The organism is Mesorhizobium sp. M1396, assembly GCF_040317725.1.
GTDB lineage: Bacteria > Pseudomonadota > Alphaproteobacteria > Rhizobiales > Rhizobiaceae > Mesorhizobium.
The window spans coordinates 1-714 of the sequence record NZ_JAMYLA010000159.1 but is presented as its reverse complement, the minus strand read 5'-3'; the positions used below and the strand labels follow the sequence as shown (position 1 = coordinate 714).

1 protein-coding gene is annotated in these 714 nt (G+C 67.9%); it reads right to left on the bottom strand.

The genetic code is table 11. The features are described 5' to 3' along the window. Nucleotides 1-714, bottom strand: a 714-nt coding sequence (locus NKH02_RS34430) for an IS1380 family transposase (protein ID WP_352884295.1), incomplete at both ends; no start/stop codon positions are given.

Genomic DNA, 714 nt, shown 5'->3' with positions numbered 1-714 from the left:
CTGGCATTCCTTGATGCGGTTCTCCATCTCGCCGCGGGCGCAGTAGAGGTCCTCGTAGAGGCATTGCGCCGGCCAAGCCTCGGCGGCGAGCGAGGTGACGACAAAGCGCGGGTTGGCCTCGCCTTGCGTCCACTCGGCCTTGGCCACGACCCGGCGCCGGCCGCTCCAGCTCTTGCGCGTGGTCCACAGGAAGTCCTTGAAGCGGCGGGCCGGCCGGCTGGTGAGGGCACTTTCCACCCTGGCCGCGTCCAGTTCAGCCGCGATGTGGCGGGCCAACCGAACATTGCGGGCCAGGCCGAACAGGTAGTCGACGGCGTTCTGCTCGCACCAGGCCATCAGCTCCTCACGAGCGAAGCCGGAATCGGCGCGCAGCACGATGCGAACCTTGGGCCAGCGCTGGCGCAACTGGCGCACGATGCGCTCGATCTCCTGAACCGCGCCGGCGGCGGCGTCGATGTTGGCGGGCCGCAGCTTGGCGCACAACAGGTGATCGCCGCAGAAGACGTAGAGCGGCAGGTAGCAGTAGTTGCCGTAGTAGCCGTGGAAGAAGCGCCCCTCCTGGTTGCCGTGCAGGGGATCGTCGGTGGCGTCCAGATCAAGCACGATCTCTTCGGGCGGGGCGGCGTGCGCGCCCATGAACAGCTCGACGAACAGCGCCTCGATCGCCGCCGGATCGTGGCTGATCTTGTGATAGCGCGAAGGCTGCGGCCGGCT